Consider the following 14,386-nt stretch of genomic DNA (forward strand, 5'->3'; position numbering starts at 1 on the left):
TCGGCCAGTTTGAGCAGTTCCGGATCGGGCTTGGCCCGTTTGCTACGCTTTACAACGGTCATCATTTCTCCTTGATGGTGGCAGTGTCCTGCCAAATGACCGTTTACACAAAATTAATTACACCCTCGCTTTCCCAAGGAAAGCATCCACAGGATGTTCCATGCATCCTGCACAAAATAACTATGCCCATTCAGCACTAAAAGGATTTCCGCTTGCTGCAAGACGGTATGAATGGCTTCTTCCTGCTGGTCAGACGGGTATCTATACTTTCGTAAAATTCGCTTCACCATCAAGCGCAGCTTGGCGCGAACGCTCTTGCGCTGCGACCAATCGACGCTAACATTCTGACGAATATTGTTGGTAAAATTATTAGTAATACTCACTACTCGGGTCTTCGTCACCGTAATCCGGTTCTATATTTCCAAAATCAATATCGCATCGACTTGGAATTAACTCTATTTCCACTATTTCCGGGATATCAGTGTCGGGTTCTTCAAATGTCAATAGAATATCAACTTCGACAAACCTTTTCCGGGTAACTGTAGCATCCCCAATTGAAACCATATCACGATCAATGCTATCTTTTGCGGAAAATGAAAAACTACAAGAGGCACTAACTTCCAGATTAATGCTTACTTGGGCTACAAAATATTTATCTCGATAATCAATAGCACTTAATTCTGGATTTCCATTAAAGCCAGAGAATGTCGCGCTTACTAACTCAACATCTTGAAATTCCGGTTCATAGTAGTAGGCAGCGCTGGCTTCAGGGATCCAGTCTATAGACCAAATATCCTCAGCAATTGCAGATTCTATACGATCAACCAAATCTGGATAATCGCCATTGATTATTTTTCCTTCAATTTTTCTGCACAGTTCGGCTCGATGAACATTTCTATCTTGAATAACAGTCAGCGCATCACCTAAATCATCAATCGCAAATAAATAAGAAGATTCTTCGCAAAATCTTTTGCAACCTTTATCCTTTGTTACGAACAAGATAGCAGTTCGTTCCTTTTTTGCCCATGCTTGTAATGAAAGCAAGGTGATAGCATCTGGGAACTCTGATTTTTTCTCTACTATTACTTCAAACGGCGGTTGTACATTAAAATAGTGTTTAAGAAGATCGGAAACATCAAGCGTTGATTTAGCCTCAATCAGATGAGCGCCGCATCGCATCACAAAATCCTTCATTCTCTTAGAGGCAACGGCCTTGCCGGATTCCTTGCAGAGAAGCTCATCCACAATTGCATTTTGTTTCCCCGCGTGGTCATGCCAATATTTTCCAATGCTCCGAAGTGCGCTTGTTAACTTCGTTTTTGCCTCATCAGAATGTTTTGTGATATGCCCAAAAATTTCGCCAAGCGTTACTTCAGAGAAGACAAGTCGAAATTTGTTGCCTTTGAACTGTTCCAGGCGTTTCAAATTGCCATTTTCGAGGCGATAACCTGCCTCCGTAAAAATGCATGTATCTACGGAGATAGCTCCGATGGTCCCGTCTAAAACTTTCTCCTTTGCAATTTTAATTCTATTGGCAGCGTCATCTGCCTTCGGTTTTGCAATTTCGGTTTGTCTATTCATATGGAACCTCATCCCATCTAATTAGGTTAAAAATTTCCCCTTCCAGAGAGAGAGCCTGCTGAATGGAAATCAAGCCGGGAAATAAGGTGCTGTCTGGATGTGAAAAGTATTAATGTCGGACTACTTTGCTCGGTAGCCCCTTTTTTGCACGGAGTTTGTCAGCCGCCGTTAAGCCATGCAGCAAGTTGCAAAATACCATTGCAACATATTATGGCCCACAACGGAAGCTACAGTGAGTGAAAATTAGCAATAGCAAGTTATTTGCAGCTTCCTTTCTTGAAGAAAGTAGCGGCCTAGCGATACGGGTGTCCAGCTGCGGGGGGATATGCAGCGGGCGCAGGTGCGATCAATGTAGAAGGTATGCGCCTGCTATCCACTGTATCAACCGAAGATGCCTTCGGGGCCTGATGATGCCGTTCTGGTAGTGTCACTTCATGCGAAGGTGTTGCAGTAGCGATGCACTGTCGTTCGATCAATCCCAAACTGGCGCGCCAGTTCACTGCGATTTTCGTTAGCCGCATAGCGCCGGCGTAAATCCGCCTGCTGCGCGTCAGTCAGTTTGGGTTTGCGCCCCTGATACTTTCCTTCAGTGCGCGCCCGTGCGATGCCTTCGATCTGTCGTTCTTTGCGTATGCCATGCTCAAATTCAGCGAATGCCGCGAACATGGTCAGCGCTAGCTTGCCTGCGGGTGTGTCCGTATCAAACCCTTGCTTGAGGATGACTAACCGGATTCCGCGCTCCGACAGCAGGTTTACCTGCGTCAGCACATCAACGGTACTGCGGCCGAGTCGATCAAGGGCATACACCACGAGCGTGTCGCCATCGCGTACATACGCCAGGCACGCCGACCAACCTGTGCGGCTGGTCGCGGCGGTCGTGCCGCTTACAGCATCGTCCACGAATTCCCTGTCGACTTGCCAACCGCTGGCCGCAATCGCCTGGCGCTGATTCTGCACCGTTTGTTCGTTTGTGGAAACTCTAAGATATGTAATGACACTCATGCGGACGTATCTCCCGTGCATTGTTGTATTTAAGTTCATTCTCTATTTTGCAACATAAGCGTCAATTTCCCAACAGAATGCGCAACGGTTTCACAGCAGGTTTGGGTTGTGGCGTATGGGTAAACGCTATTGCCACAGTAGCCCAGACAAGGCCCTGCTCAAGTGATTGTCAGAAATATTTCCTAAAGGCCTTGAAATTCCGATAAGTGGCGTAAAATTGAAGAAAAATCCTGTGGAGAAAAATGTCATGGCCTTACACAACCTCTTTATTAGCCATAGCTGGGGCTACAGCGACGCCTACGAAAAGGTGATTAGTTTGCTGAATAGTCAAACATCTCCAAGTGGCTTCAACTATAAAAATTACAGTGTCCCGAAGGACGACCCGATCCACAATGCCCCTTCAGACACAGCACTTCGCGCGGCGATCGAAGCCCAAATGAGGTCGTGTTCCTGCGTCGTAATTTTGGCGGGTGTATACGCGACGCATAGTAAATGGATCAATATTGAAATTGAAATGGCGAAAAAGCTTGGGAAGCGCATCATTGCGATTGAACCTTGGGCGTCCGAACGGACTTCAGCAGTAGTAAAGGATGCGGCCCATAAGGTAGTGAAGTGGAATGGCTCCAGCATCGTCGGTGCCATCACAGCATAAAACAGAAACTTAATCGCTTAAACTCTTAGGACATCTAATGCGGAAAGCTTTGATTGTCGGAATCGACCACTACTCAAACATCTCCGGCTTGCACGGGTGCGTAAATGATGCGTATTCGGTAAAAAGTGTTTTGGATCGGAATAGTGATGGTAGTATCAATTTTGGCGTCAAGCTCCTGACAGGAACAGGTCCATCTGATTGTGTATCGCGATCAGACCTGAAGGAAAGTATTCGCGATTTATTTGCTGGTGACACTACTGATACGGCATTGTTCTATTTTGCAGGGCACGGCCATCTTGAAACAACCGGCGGTTATTTACTTGCGTCAGACTGTAAAACTGGCGACGACGGGGTACCTTTAAGTGAAGTGCTGATCTTGGCGAATAGTTCCAAGGCAAAGAATAAGATAATTGTGCTCGATAGCTGTCATTCGGGAATAGCCGGAGCCAATGCAATTGCACCACAGAGTGCCGAAATTTCTGATGGCATTACAATTCTTACCGCATCCACTGCTGAGCAATACGCAACAGAAGAAAATGGAGCTGGGGTATTTACTACACTTTTTGTTGATGCACTGAATGGTAGTGCTGCGAATTTAGTCGGTGAGGTGACTCCGGGCAGCATATATGCCCATATAGATCAATCGCTTGGTCCGTGGGAGCAACGGCCAGTGTTTAAAACTAATGTGAAGGGTTTCGTTTCATTGCGAAAAGTTCAACCACCACTTGCCTTGAACGACTTACAGCGCATTGCCGAGTTCTTCCCGACGCCAGGCTTTGAATTCGCACTTGACCCATCTTTCGAACCGGAAAGCACAAGCCCGATTGCCGAGAATATGCAAAAATTCGCGATCCTTCAAAGGTTTAATCGCGTAAATCTTGTTGTGCCAGTAGATGCCCCACACATGTATCACGCGGCAATGGGGAGCAAGGCGTGCCGTCTCACAGTTCTTGGTGAACATTATCGTAAACTGGTGCAGCATGGTCGTATTTAGGCACAAACTTGCGAAATATGGTCCTGTTCCACTAATAGGTCTGTGACCATGTACGAACATAGTCAGTGAAATTGAAAATTAAAATAGAAAAGGATAATTTCATAAAATGGCAACCAAACCACCGGCAAGACCAAATTCAGTCATTAAGTCGGGCATCGTGAAGAAAGATGGAAGTCTTGCTGGTTCGCCCTTGACGCGAGCAAAAGCAGGAATTCCATCATCCACAATGACGCCAATTCCCGTTAAGAAGGATACTTCGGGTGGAAAAAGCAATAAATGAGTAATAATCCTCAGACTGAAAATGATGCCGCTCAAGTTAATGTTATGAATCAAGAGTATGTCCCGAGTGAAGAAGCAACTAAGATATTTGCTACTTACAAAGCTGAGGCGGAAAAACGGCAACTATCAAGTTCGGAGAACTATGATAAATCCATTTTAACTTATTCCAGCGGTGGATTGGCTGTATCGTTGACTTTTCTGAAGGACTTTATTCCAATCAAGCAAGCGTCTGGAGCATTCTTGTTGTATGGCTCGTGGTTGTTCTTTGTGATTGCGACTGGCGTTACAATTACCTCATTTTTAGTTAGTTATAAAGCACAAGAAAACTCACTACTTTTTGCACAAAAATACTATCTGGAAGGAAACGAAGAGTATTTTAACAAGAAGTCTTGGAGCGACCATGTGACAAAATGGTTTAACATTATTTCAGGTATTACATTTGTTCTTGCTCTGATTTTTACTTCTATTTTTGTTTCAATAAACCTTGATAAGGCTGGCACTATGACTGAGAAAACTACAATTACTCGGGGTATCGCACAAGACGGAATAGGTAGCCCGATGATGACAAAAATTCAAGGCTCGAACGATACTTTGCAGCGAGGAGTGCCAACGCCAGCAATGCAGAAAATTATCCCGCCATCAGCACCGACGCCAGCACCTGTTACAAATAGCACGCCGACGCAGCGTTGAAATGCGCAGAGCAGAGAGATAAACAATGCAAATCAAATCCGTGTTGCGTGCAGTAAAAATGAAAGACATTTCTGCTGGCGAGCTATTCTTATTTCAATGGAACAGCGGAAAATGTTTTGGTATCAAAGTGAGTGCCGATGAGTCTCATTCACGGTCTGCTGTGCTGACGCTGGGTCCAGATTTTCCTGGGATGAATAAGATGCCCATGATTATGGAGGATCGTCATATAAGTGTTCCGGTTTTGAGTTTTGGAACTGAATATACTTTGACCACATCAGTTAATCCGGATGACTGGAGTATTGATTATTCCTTTAATAAAGGTGGTGGTGCTGTGGTTGATGGTGCGAAGGTTTTGTTCTGTGCTGCTGGTACCGATACTCAGCTTTTTATTGATCTGGAAAATGCTGTAATTTGCCAGGAAAGCCCAGCTGATCGTATCGCATTTACGAAGGCATGGAAAATAGAAATCGGCGAAGGCGAAGAAAAACGAACGGTTGTTCAAGGTGAATGGGCGTAATGCGTTGATTACTTTTTTGGGATAGTTGGTTGCGATGCGATGGGTAGTCGAACGAACGACAGTCGGCTGTGTTTCTACTATCAATTGTGTACTTACTTCCTGATTGCGAAATTCCCATTCATCAGGTGTACAGCATAAAAAGCGTGCAGCCTACCCCAGCATTGAAATACGCGCAGCAGAAAATTCAGGGAAAACAATAGGGCGGATATGGGAATAGCTGGCGGCGCGTGACATCACGGTGGTGGCTGGATGCCTTCAAGATCAACAAGGCGACCGATTGCTTGGCGACCTTCAGAAAGTGCGTGTTGAGCCACCGCCAATACCTGAATATTCAGTAGCAATTGTTTATTCATTTCATCGTGGTCGGATACTCGATCTTCGATCTGCTTGAGCAGTGCTATCGTCGAGGTCACTCGCCCTTGGGCAGCAGCAAGATGCACGGCAACATCGTTGGGGAGCACCGCCAAGCTTGCCAACTCTGCGGGAGTAAGAGACTTAAATTCCCGCAGTGTTTGCTGTGCAAACTGAATGGTCGTTAGCACGCGGGTTGGCGTCATATCGAAGGGTAACTTCCTTCCAGCCAACATGGCCAGCATTTTCAGTGCACTTTCGCAATACGCGTCGTTGTGGACAACTTGAAAGTATACATTTGCCGCAGTAAGCCGTGCCGCAGTGAACGATTCGCGACGCTTTTGTCGATTCTGCTCTGTAGCCAACCAAATGGCTGCTCCAAACGCACCGATAGAACCAACGCTACCAAACCAAGTAGCCCAGTCGCCGCTTGCCGGGGGTGTCCAATGGTGTGCAGTAAAGAGCTTCAACGCCAGGTAATGGAGAATCAGCAGCCCGCACACTGCAAAAAAGGCCCAGCATAGGCCGACAAGAACCTTTAGTCTGAAGACAATGTTTTCCATAGGGGAATCGTATCACCTACCGGCGCTCAAAAGTGATGCCTGAAATTCCCACTCATCAGGTGTACTCCGCAAAAGGCGGGCAACTTGCTCATGTGCTGAAATACGCGCAGCAGGAAATTCAGGGCCGCGTATAGGTTTGTGGTGCTGTATAAAAACACAGTGCTCGGCAACTGCTGAGGTATAATGGTCTTGTTTGGCAGTGCTTTTTCAACTTTGTTGTCTCAACCTTATAGAAGGGGAACGCAGATGAAAGAACCAGGACTGGATAATCGTCACCGTGACAAAGATGGAACGATTCAGCAGAAGCGCAGCGACACACTGAACAAGAATTTGTCACAGCCAATCCCCGGATTCGGGCCGAACACGACGCTGAAGACGATGCGGGACAAGACGGGGCAGGTGAGTGAAAAGGATGTGCGCCAAGCAGCCAAGAAAATGGACAAGTAGTATTGTTGAAGTCCTTACAGCGGTGCGTGCGCCGCTGTAAGGCTTGCCGCGCAGTGTGTAAGTTCATTTGCGTATGTAATTGATTGCATTGAAAAATGGGAATTTATTTCTCATTGGAAATTTCACTTCATGTTGCACGAAAGTTGCGCAGCGGTTTCTTGCATTTTATAAGCTTTTGATTTTAAAGAACTTTGTTTGCATGTCGCTATTGAGTGGGAATAATGTCCCCGCGGTAGCGCATTGCCAGTAATTGAACAACCCCTGCTGTTTAGGGGTTGTTCCACATTTAGAAGGTCATCGCCATGTTGAATAACCTGCTCGAAGAAATGCTGTTCTGTGAGTTCATGCTCGTGTGCGAATCCTATGACTGCCGCGCTTTTTTTGAATTCGAAGAAGTCGCCAATGATCCGATGGAAGAGTGGGCAGTGAGGGCAGCGGTCGCGGCGAGGGCGTGCGGTTGGACGATCGGCCGCACGGGGCTCGTCAAGTGTGCAAAATGCGCCGCGCGCAGAGATTGATTTTGCCGAAGTTTTGAGAAGTCGCCACCGATCTGAAGCTGATCTACAGCGCGACCACCGCCGGCGACGGCTGAACCGAGGCGGTGCTATTCGATGAAATAGCTGGCCTGGCTGGCAATCAACTTTGCACCGCAAGCCGTAGTGTCTCCGTCCCTTGCGGTCGGCTTCCCGTCGGTGATGTAGGTTTCACTGCCGCTGTTAATCGCGGTTTCGCTCGGATGCAATGGGCAGCTGACCGTGTCGCCCAGGCGAGCCACACCCTTGCCATCGACGATGAACTCGGTACTGCCGGTCTTGACAACACCACCATGCGAGGTTTGGTCACCAATACGTATTACAGGACGACTCATAATTTTTCCTTCTGTATTCCACTAAGCATCGCACATTTCGCAAGACAAAAGAAGAGCCGCACCTGCTTGCAGGACGGATGACGAGAGCTTCATGGAGGCTTTGCTTTGCCGCTTACTTTTTAGCCACCAGCTTCATGCAGGCTTGCACCGCCTTTTTTGCTTCCACTGAAGGTAGCGCTGCAACTGCCTCATCGAACTGCTTGCGCACTGGCACCTTAGTGCTGAAGTTGGCGAACATGCTCAAATCACCGCCCATTTCAGGATCGAAGAATGTCGCGCAAGCTGGCAGGTCCATGATTGCGGCGCATCCGGAAATGGCGGCAATCTCACCCATAATGGCCGGATCGATGCGCTGCTGAGGCTTAGGCTTTCCTAACCAGTCCTTACCCCATACCTTCGCATAGCGCAGTCTCAACCCATCGGCCACTTTTGTAGTGTCTTCATAGACGGACTTTTCAGGAATAGGGCAACGCAGGCCTAGCGGCGCATATGCTTCGCCGGCAGTAGCGCTGGTTGCTGCGCACGACATCGCGAGAAGCAGTCCTGCTGTGAATACCAATTTTGAATAGCTCATGATTTATTCCTTATACCAGATGCCTGTTACTTTGAAGCTTGCGCCGTACTTATCGTTTACCGGCGAAACCAGCTTAACCGGATCTGTGCGGTAGCAGGGATTATTCCCGTTAAAGTCACTGACGTATCCGCCGGTGTGTTTGATTTCGATGTGCCCAGAAATGACTCCACCAGAGTATGACTGTTTTTCGACAGGATTATATATAAGCACCGAACCTATGGGCGCAGTTTTGATGTTGGTACCTGGCTCTGTTACCAGCAGGTTTTTAAACCCAGCCTTCTCTAAAATCGGACCAAAATCCTTGGCGTGTTCGACTCCCGGGTAAGTCGGGAAGTAACCTGCGGCCAACAAAGCTCCCTTGACGTACTTCAAGCACTTACCCTTCGATTTCGCGAATTTGTGGTTCATTGCATGAGTAATTGCTGCAGTAATTCTATCGGAGACCTGAGTTTTTGCGACACGCGCTTCTGGATGCGTTGTGTCGGCGCTGCGCTGTTCCTTGACCACCGGCTTAGTGGCAGCCGGGGTAGCTGACGTTGTTGGCGCGGTGGTTTGCGCCGGCTTGTCTTTTGCTTCCGCTCCATCTGCATGAGAGCCTGTCGCGGCTCCGTGCCCAGCCGTACCATTGGCATCTGTCGCCGGCGGGTTAGCCGGACGTGTTGTCGCAGGCGTAGCTGTGGAAGCAGACGCATGCGCTGGTGCCGTAGCTGCTGGCTTGGTCGCCGCCGGCGCCGGATTTCCTTCACCCGCTGGCACCTTCAACATCTGGTCTGGATAAAGCAGATAAGGTTTGTCGATGTTGTTCAGCTTGGCGAGTTCCAGATAGGTCGTGCCATGGGCGCGCGCAATATTGGACAGCGTCTCACCTTTCTTGACCTTGTGCATGCCTGGCGTCTTGACTGCCGGCGGCGCCTTGTCCACGTGGGCGTGCGTCTTGACCGCCACGCGCTCTTTTGGCGCGACAATGGTCCAAGCCGAGCTCAGCTTATCAATAGCGAGTTGGCCGAGTTCTTTGAACTCGTTGCTCGCCTTTTGAATATGAATCGTCAGCGCGCCAAAGTTGGGCGAAGCCATAAAAGTCGGCAACATGCCGTGCTCATTGGTCTTCATCAGCGCCTCCTTGCCGTTTTGAACGACCTTGATCGTGGCATCTGGAATCGGTGCGCCAGCAGCATCGACGATGCTCAGCGCATGACCGACATCCAGCGCCTTTTCAAAGGCGTCCGCGATCTTTGCGAACTTGCCTGTAGCAAGCGCTTCACCACCGTAATCCTGCGTTGGACCATCGTGGTGGTACTTGTAGACCCACACATCAGGCTTGCCCCGCTTTTTGGCCAGCTTTTCATTCACCAGGAAATACGCGAACAACGCCTTCGCATTCGCGTCTACGTCGAAGCGATTGCTCTTGTCCAGGCCATAGGCCTCGCCGGTGTCGTCGATAAATTGGCCCAAACCACTCGCCGAAGTGGTGCCGGCTGCGGCATCGGGATTGAATCCCGATTCAATCTTTGCCATCGCCAGCAGCATGGCAACACGCCGTACATTCATGCCGCCAGCCTTGCCGGTGGCAATCAACTTGTCGATGACTTGTTTCTGCACTTCCAACGACGCATCACCCCAGATACGAGACCTGCCCGCAAGACGTCCTGGCCGTTGGTCGACCGGTTCCTTGTAGTGAGAATGTTTGACGATTTTTTCGTCTTTATAGGCAGCGCCGCGCTTTGGCGTATAGAAGACGTTATAGTCAATGGCCATCTTGCACCGGTTCTTTGCGAACAGAATTCAAGCCGCCCTGACCAATGATCTTGGCCTTTTTGCTTTCCGTGGCTTTCAGCGTAGCGTCGATTGCCGGATTTTTCTTTGCATCCAGGCTGGAACCGAGCCGGCTGCCATCCCAGCTATACAGTTCGTGCCACTCGCAACGGGAGCAGTTGCCGCCGTTGTTCACGGTGGCTACGATGAATTTTTCCTTGGCCTCGGTCTCGACGCATGTTACTTCGCCGACCTTCTCGGCCACGATCGGATAGGAATCGCCCATTTCGATGGGCGCGGGCTTGAACGCTTGGCCACCGAGTTCGCGTCCGCTGGCCTTGTCGCTGATGATAAGGCGCAGGCTGGTGCAGGACAGGCCAGGATAACCATCTTCCTTGTAGCAGGCGCCTTTCAGTTCAATCTTACGGTCGGCACATTGCAATGCCGCGCTGCGCTGAAGCAGTGCTGGTTTGTCTGCGGCCAGCGCGGAATGCGCCAGGGTGACGGACAGTGCGAATCCAACGAGTAGTGTGCTTTTTTTCATAATCAAGTTTCGTAAGTAGTAGGAGTTGAAGGTGAGTGATTGCCATCATGACGCATATCCGACGGCGGGCCATCCAGTTCGAGCGGCTCATCTTCATGCATCGACAGCAGGTGCGTGTCCTCATCAACGCCGAAACAGTCGTTCTTGGCGGCGGCTTCAGCCACCCTGGCGATATCGCGCACGCGTTTGAACGCAGCCTCTTCAAAGAGCGCCGTCACGTCGCGCGGCATGTCGTCGTTGCCACGCCAGCCTTTGCTGACCATGGCCACCAGCCTGGCGGCGGAAGCGTTGACCTTTTTCTCGACGAGGTTGTCAGCCTCATGTTGCAGGACGGCGTACACCTTCTCCTTACCGAGATCGGTGACCGCGCCTTTTGTGCTGTTGGCGTTCTTCAGAATGTGCACGATGCTTTCCACCGGCAGATGGAGCTTCCTGCTCAAGAACGACATCGCTTCGGTGCGTATATTGATTTCGCCATCAGGCATGAACAGGCTCTTGGCCAGGTCCACAGGCATTTCCGTTTTTGTCGCCAGGATGCCAACGCCTACCGGCAGTTTCACATGCTCGGCCAGCTCGTGATCGTCCTCGTCTTCGTCCATATATGGATCATGTTTGACGTCCTCTATGAACTGCCACTTGCCATCGTTGCGGTCGATCTCGACGTGCAGTTCTTCCATATCTTCGGTGAAGACGCGCTCGGTCTTGCCGTCCGCATCCAGCTTGCCGGCCTTGAGGACGGAACCGTCCTTGGCCACAATCTTGTACGCGTAGTTGGCGGCAACGCCATCCACCATATGCAGCGCATCGGCCAGCACCACTTGCTGGCTGAATTTACCCACGTTCATCTTGCCCCAGAACTCGGTCACGGGCGCGGCGGGCACCGAGCCTTTGTTGACCACTTGCTTGGCGCCCAGCTTGATCGTGCCGGCAATATCGTGGGTCTCGTTGGCGCCCTTGATCAGGATCTCGCCTTTTTCGGTCAGCACGATGCTGCCGCCCTTGGTCTTGAGCACGATGTCGCCGCTCTTGGCTTCGAAGACCATGCCTGTTTGCGATATGGTTTCGCTCTTGCCGTCTTGTACGTGCAAGTAGTGGTTGCCGTGGCTGATGGCCGTGACCATGCCGCCGCGTTCAACGTGCTGCTGAATGCCCTTGGCCGAGCTGAACGACATCGATTCGCCCGAGGTCATATCGACATTGCCAGCCGCGTAGCAGCCCAGGTCTTCCCCCGCGGCGTGAACGATGCTCTTCGGCGTGCTGGCAGCGATACCCTCCGGCGCCGAAATGAAGACCAACGGTTTGGTCAACGACCAACTGTTTTCGCTCAGCAGCTTTTGGTTCTTCAGGCCGCGGTGCGAATTCTTGATTTCTCCGCGCTGTTCCGTCGCCATCTCGGCGGCCTGGCTGCGCATTTCCGCGCTGTCGAGCACGGCGCGCAGGGTATCGGCGCCCTCGGTATTGTCTTGTTGGGTCGTGCCCTGGTCTTGCACCGGCTGAGCCCAGGCGGTCACCAGGATGCCCTTGGCCGCGCGCAAGGAGCCCCAACCGTCGGTGCGCAGTTCATAACCTTCACCGCGATGATCCTGGCGGCCGGACGTGTCGAGCACGCGTGTCAGGTAGCCAAGGCTGAGCTGGCTGCGGTAATGGTCCGACGACAGCACGGCCTGAATCTGGCCTGCCGTGTCGTCCATCAGCAAATGGTTATTGCGACCACCGGCACCGCCAGCGCCTTTGAGCTCGCTACTGCGAATACCGGACAGCGCATGTTGGCGCGGCAGTTCCCACGGCGCCATATTCTCACCGTTATAGACACGGCCCGTGATGATCGGACGGTCTGGATTGGAGTCTAGCCATTGCACAATGACTTCTTGGCCAATACGCGGCAAGGAAATGGCGCCGAAGTTGCCGCCAGCCCAGTTCGATGCCACGCGCACCCAGGCGGAGCTCTGCTCGTCGTGCAAGCCTACGCGGTCCCAATGGAACTGTACGCGCACGCGGCCATGTTCATCGCTATGGATTTCCTGTCCCGATGGACCCGCCACAACAGCGGTCTGCGGGCCGTGGATCTTGGTCTCAACGCTGTTGAAACCGCGCCCCGGACGCCAGTGCACGTTCTTGCGAATGCAGGTCAGCTTGTTGCTGTAGTCGCACGCGGCATCACCCAGTTGCAGGTAGTTGTTGGTGGCCGAATGGTGCACGCTGACCAGCACATATTCTTGCTTGTCCTGCGAACCTTCATGGAAATGGTCGGTCAGGCGGAACCAGCGGCCCGGCATGGCGAAGCGGCAGTTGCCTCCGGCTTCGATATGCTTGCCACGGCTTTCGATTTCTTCCATGCGTAGCAGGGCCAGCGCTTCGGCATCCTTGCGGCCTTTGACGCCGTAGGCGCCGGCATACTCATACCTTTCCGTCGTCAGCACATCACCTTGCTGATTCAGCGTCGGCAAGTCAACGTTGTTAGGCAGGGGATGTTTGAAGTCAAACGCAGAAATGGCCACTTTGCTCGCTACGATGGAGCGCACAGGCGACCAGTCGCCGATTGCATCTTCCTCGATGGCGCCGGCATGGCGCTGGAAACGGATCTCCGGACCGTCGCCGTCGATCGGCGCGGCCTGGGTGGAGTCGTCGGCCAGAATCAGCTTGTGGCCTTTCTCGCTATGCTCGTACCAGTAGTGCCAGCCGGCGGCTTCCCAGCGGCGGTGCAGGTAGTTGTGGTCGGTTTCGTCGAACTGGCAAGCCATGGTCACCGGTTCGTCGGCGCCCATCACCTGGCAATCCCAGTCGGGATGCGTGCCGTAATCGGAAAACACGTCTGCCGACTGGTCGCGCAGGCTCTTGCCGTGGAACAGGTAATTGTCCTTGCGCAGCTTCAGATAGGCCAGCCAAGGGCGCAGTACCATGGAATAGAAGGCTACGCTGCCGTCGGTTTTCACCAAGCGGAACTCGAACACATAGCCGTTGAAGAAACGCATGCTGCCGTCGCCGCGCACCAGCGAAATGGTCACCATCTTGCCTTGTACGTCCTTGAGCGCGAGGCTGGCGTCATCGGCCAGCACTTCCACCGTATATTCAAAGTCGCGCGACAAGCCCTCACTTGCTTCCAGGCGGTTCGCCAGCAGCGTGGCATGGGGACCATCGTCGTGCGGGAACGATAGGCGCAGAATGCGGTTGTTTTGCCGGCCGTGCGCGAACGCGGAAATCATTTCTGACAAGCTACTCATACAGCTTTCTCTACTCAGCCATGGCTGGGGCAGCAATGGCTTGCGTTAATAGGTTTATCAAATTGTGTGCCGCCTGCTTGGCAGCGCGCTGAACGAAGGTAGCGAGGAATATCCGCGTGCAGCGAAGGAAATATCGTGTTTTCAACAATTCGATCGCTGCGGCAACGCCACGCCGGAGCGGGGCGCCGCCAACGAGAGCATGAACTAGTTGAAATATTGGAAAAATTTCTTGGCGGCAGTATAGCATCGGCATTTTTTTGATGCTGCACGATTGATAACTATTCTTTGTCGCCAGATATAACAGCAAACGAGAAGCAATCTGGCAATGTGCGTGCGTCGCCTGCACCGGGG

General features: G+C 51.4%; 16 protein-coding genes and 1 pseudogene. 8 read left to right on the forward strand and 9 right to left on the reverse strand.

Annotated features, from left to right (window positions below):
• On the forward strand, positions 1 to 200 hold a 200-nt coding region (locus HUX88_RS31990), incomplete at its 5' end, for a hypothetical protein (RefSeq protein ID WP_217916513.1).
• On the opposite strand, the pseudogene HUX88_RS32875 reads toward HUX88_RS31990, so the two are convergent.
• The 3 genes and pseudogenes from HUX88_RS32875 to HUX88_RS31015 form a co-directional block, all read right to left on the reverse strand.
• A pseudogene (locus HUX88_RS32875) lies at positions 201 to 362 on the reverse strand (type I restriction enzyme endonuclease domain-containing protein); the annotation flags it as partial.
• A gap of 7 nt (positions 363 to 369) precedes the next feature.
• A complete protein-coding gene (locus tag HUX88_RS31010; protein ID WP_176364262.1) occupies positions 370 to 1,581 on the reverse strand; it encodes a PIN domain-containing protein in 1,212 nt (403 codons plus the stop codon).
• Between the two features lie 432 nt (positions 1,582 to 2,013).
• Positions 2,014 to 2,583 carry a recombinase family protein gene (locus HUX88_RS31015; RefSeq protein WP_176364263.1) on the reverse strand — a complete coding sequence of 190 codons (570 nt, stop codon included), beginning with the start codon at positions 2,581 to 2,583 and terminating at the stop codon, positions 2,014 to 2,016.
• A 217-nt stretch (positions 2,584 to 2,800) separates the two neighbouring features.
• On the opposite strand from HUX88_RS31015, the gene HUX88_RS31020 reads away from it, so the two are divergent.
• The 5 genes from HUX88_RS31020 to HUX88_RS31040 all read left to right on the forward strand — a co-directional run bounded on the left by HUX88_RS31020 (position 2,801) and on the right by HUX88_RS31040 (position 5,715).
• On the forward strand, positions 2,801 to 3,235 hold the full coding sequence (locus tag HUX88_RS31020) for a TIR domain-containing protein (protein ID WP_229219630.1): 435 nt from the start codon (positions 2,801 to 2,803) through the stop codon (positions 3,233 to 3,235).
• Positions 3,236 to 3,272: 37 nt separating this feature from the next.
• Positions 3,273 to 4,229 carry a caspase family protein gene (locus HUX88_RS31025; protein ID WP_176364264.1) on the forward strand — a complete coding sequence of 319 codons (957 nt, stop codon included), beginning with the start codon at positions 3,273 to 3,275 and terminating at the stop codon, positions 4,227 to 4,229.
• Between the two features lie 106 nt (positions 4,230 to 4,335).
• Positions 4,336 to 4,509: a hypothetical protein gene (locus HUX88_RS31030; protein ID WP_176364265.1), complete on the forward strand. Its 174-nt coding sequence runs from the start codon at positions 4,336 to 4,338 to the stop codon at positions 4,507 to 4,509.
• Positions 4,506 to 5,198, forward strand: a complete 693-nt coding sequence (locus tag HUX88_RS31035; protein ID WP_176364266.1) for a hypothetical protein — start codon at positions 4,506 to 4,508, stop codon at positions 5,196 to 5,198. Before HUX88_RS31030 ends, HUX88_RS31035 begins: the two co-directional genes overlap by 4 nt.
• A gap of 25 nt (positions 5,199 to 5,223) precedes the next feature.
• A complete protein-coding gene (locus HUX88_RS31040; protein ID WP_176364267.1) occupies positions 5,224 to 5,715 on the forward strand; it encodes a hypothetical protein in 492 nt (163 codons plus the stop codon).
• 233 nt (positions 5,716 to 5,948) lie between these two features.
• Here HUX88_RS31040 and HUX88_RS31045 read toward each other — a convergent pair whose 3' ends face one another.
• Entirely contained in the window at positions 5,949 to 6,629 is a 681-nt protein-coding gene (locus HUX88_RS31045) for a hypothetical protein (RefSeq protein WP_176364268.1), read from the reverse strand.
• 246 nt (positions 6,630 to 6,875) lie between these two features.
• Here HUX88_RS31045 and HUX88_RS31050 point away from each other — a divergent pair, with 246 nt between their 5' ends.
• Both HUX88_RS31050 and HUX88_RS31055 read left to right on the forward strand, forming a co-directional pair.
• Positions 6,876 to 7,076, forward strand: coding sequence for a hypothetical protein (locus tag HUX88_RS31050; RefSeq protein WP_176364269.1), 201 nt, complete (start codon positions 6,876 to 6,878; stop codon positions 7,074 to 7,076).
• Positions 7,077 to 7,378: 302 nt separating this feature from the next.
• Positions 7,379 to 7,594, forward strand: coding sequence for a hypothetical protein (locus tag HUX88_RS31055; protein WP_117017716.1), 216 nt, complete (start codon positions 7,379 to 7,381; stop codon positions 7,592 to 7,594).
• A gap of 86 nt (positions 7,595 to 7,680) precedes the next feature.
• On the opposite strand, the gene HUX88_RS31060 is transcribed toward HUX88_RS31055, so the two are convergent.
• From HUX88_RS31060 to HUX88_RS31080, 5 genes are all read right to left on the reverse strand, one after another.
• A complete protein-coding gene (locus HUX88_RS31060) occupies positions 7,681 to 7,944 on the reverse strand; it encodes a PAAR domain-containing protein (RefSeq protein WP_117011226.1) in 264 nt (87 codons plus the stop codon).
• A 112-nt stretch (positions 7,945 to 8,056) separates the two neighbouring features.
• Positions 8,057 to 8,518 carry a hypothetical protein gene (locus tag HUX88_RS31065; protein WP_176364270.1) on the reverse strand — a complete coding sequence of 154 codons (462 nt, stop codon included), beginning with the start codon at positions 8,516 to 8,518 and terminating at the stop codon, positions 8,057 to 8,059.
• 3 nt (positions 8,519 to 8,521) lie between these two features.
• A complete protein-coding gene (locus HUX88_RS31070) occupies positions 8,522 to 10,273 on the reverse strand; it encodes a LysM peptidoglycan-binding domain-containing protein (RefSeq protein ID WP_176364271.1) in 1,752 nt (583 codons plus the stop codon).
• Positions 10,263 to 10,814: a hypothetical protein gene (locus HUX88_RS31075; RefSeq protein WP_176364272.1), complete on the reverse strand. Its 552-nt coding sequence runs from the start codon at positions 10,812 to 10,814 to the stop codon at positions 10,263 to 10,265. Before HUX88_RS31075 ends, HUX88_RS31070 begins: the two co-directional genes overlap by 11 nt.
• Positions 10,815 to 10,816: 2 nt before the next feature.
• A complete protein-coding gene (locus tag HUX88_RS31080) occupies positions 10,817 to 14,017 on the reverse strand; it encodes a type VI secretion system Vgr family protein (RefSeq protein ID WP_229219631.1) in 3,201 nt (1,066 codons plus the stop codon).
• Positions 14,018 to 14,386 lie beyond the last annotated feature (369 nt).

Source organism: Duganella sp. BJB1802 (assembly GCF_013369445.1).
GTDB lineage: Bacteria > Pseudomonadota > Gammaproteobacteria > Burkholderiales > Burkholderiaceae_D > Rugamonas > Rugamonas vulcania_A.

What these genes read in the sequence shown, in the direction of transcription:
- HUX88_RS31010 (WP_176364262.1), bottom strand. Translation starts at nt 1,581, where the DNA reads ATGAATAGACAAACCGAAATTGCAAAACCGAAGGCAGATGACGCTGCC.
- HUX88_RS31015 (WP_176364263.1), bottom strand. Translation starts at nt 2,583, where the DNA reads ATGAGTGTCATTACATATCTTAGAGTTTCCACAAACGAACAAACGGTG.
- HUX88_RS31025 (WP_176364264.1), top strand. Translation starts at nt 3,273, where the DNA reads ATGCGGAAAGCTTTGATTGTCGGAATCGACCACTACTCAAACATCTCC.
- HUX88_RS31030 (WP_176364265.1), top strand. Translation starts at nt 4,336, where the DNA reads ATGGCAACCAAACCACCGGCAAGACCAAATTCAGTCATTAAGTCGGGC.
- HUX88_RS31035 (WP_176364266.1), top strand. Translation starts at nt 4,506, where the DNA reads ATGAGTAATAATCCTCAGACTGAAAATGATGCCGCTCAAGTTAATGTT.
- HUX88_RS31040 (WP_176364267.1), top strand. Translation starts at nt 5,224, where the DNA reads ATGCAAATCAAATCCGTGTTGCGTGCAGTAAAAATGAAAGACATTTCT.
- HUX88_RS31045 (WP_176364268.1), bottom strand. Translation starts at nt 6,629, where the DNA reads ATGGAAAACATTGTCTTCAGACTAAAGGTTCTTGTCGGCCTATGCTGG.
- HUX88_RS31050 (WP_176364269.1), top strand. Translation starts at nt 6,876, where the DNA reads ATGAAAGAACCAGGACTGGATAATCGTCACCGTGACAAAGATGGAACG.
- HUX88_RS31055 (WP_117017716.1), top strand. Translation starts at nt 7,379, where the DNA reads ATGTTGAATAACCTGCTCGAAGAAATGCTGTTCTGTGAGTTCATGCTC.
- HUX88_RS31060 (WP_117011226.1), bottom strand. Translation starts at nt 7,944, where the DNA reads ATGAGTCGTCCTGTAATACGTATTGGTGACCAAACCTCGCATGGTGGT.
- HUX88_RS31065 (WP_176364270.1), bottom strand. Translation starts at nt 8,518, where the DNA reads ATGAGCTATTCAAAATTGGTATTCACAGCAGGACTGCTTCTCGCGATG.
- HUX88_RS31070 (WP_176364271.1), bottom strand. Translation starts at nt 10,273, where the DNA reads ATGGCCATTGACTATAACGTCTTCTATACGCCAAAGCGCGGCGCTGCC.
- HUX88_RS31075 (WP_176364272.1), bottom strand. Translation starts at nt 10,814, where the DNA reads ATGAAAAAAAGCACACTACTCGTTGGATTCGCACTGTCCGTCACCCTG.
- HUX88_RS31080 (WP_229219631.1), bottom strand. Translation starts at nt 14,017, where the DNA reads ATGATTTCCGCGTTCGCGCACGGCCGGCAAAACAACCGCATTCTGCGC.